The sequence below is a fragment of the Bacillus sp. SIMBA_005 genome (assembly GCF_046535585.1).
Lineage (GTDB): Bacteria > Bacillota > Bacilli > Bacillales > Bacillaceae > Bacillus > Bacillus pumilus.
This window is the reverse complement of sequence record NZ_JAWRWI010001173.1, coordinates 1-236: the sequence shown is the minus strand read 5'-3', so window position 1 is coordinate 236 and position 236 is coordinate 1. Positions and strand designations below refer to the sequence as shown.

Sequence of the window (236 nt, the reverse complement as noted above, 5' to 3'; positions counted from 1 at the left end):
GCAAGGGCAAGGCTGCCATTGTTTTGCGAACGGAAGAAGAGGTGCTGCACATTTTCAAAGCCGCCTCCACCTGCGGTCGCATACCTAACATGTCCAATCGCACGTTTTCCTTTCAAATCCTTTAGCTCACCGTTTTGAAAGACTTCCGTGATCACTCCAAGGCCTTTGTGTGACGTCAGTTTCTCACCATCTGGTGCAATGATTCCCGCACCTTCTTGTCCACGGTGCTGAAGGCT

At 50.8% G+C, this 236-nt stretch carries 1 pseudogene; it reads right to left on the bottom strand.

From position 1 onward, the window contains the following. A pseudogene (locus SB660_RS23790) lies at positions 1–236 on the bottom strand (amidophosphoribosyltransferase); the annotation flags it as partial.